1 pseudogene is annotated in these 263 nt (G+C 65.4%); it reads right to left on the bottom strand.

The window, feature by feature from the left end:
• Window positions 1-263 (bottom strand): annotated as a pseudogene (locus SB753_RS38330) (pyrrolo-quinoline quinone); the annotation flags it as partial.

The following is a 263-nucleotide window of genomic DNA, read 5'->3' as shown; positions in this document are numbered from 1 at the left end:
ACGTACACGCGCCCATGCGCGACCATCGGCGTGATGTATTTGTTGCCCGCGCCGAACGTATCGCGCGAACCGGACTGATTGCTGTTGTACAGCTCCTGCGCAAGATTCGCGGCATTGAACGCATGCAGCGCCGCCACCGATCCATTCTCCGCCGCCCACACGATCGCGTTCTGCGCGCCGTTCGCCGAGATGCTCGGCGTCGTGCCGGGATACGGGAACTTGAACGCGCTTTGCGACGCGGGCGTGGTGGCGAGACGCGCGCC

The organism is Paraburkholderia sp. SIMBA_053, assembly GCF_046534895.1.
GTDB lineage: Bacteria > Pseudomonadota > Gammaproteobacteria > Burkholderiales > Burkholderiaceae > Paraburkholderia > Paraburkholderia caledonica.
Note: the sequence above shows the minus strand (reverse complement) of the source record. Positions and strands in the feature narration are given on the sequence as shown.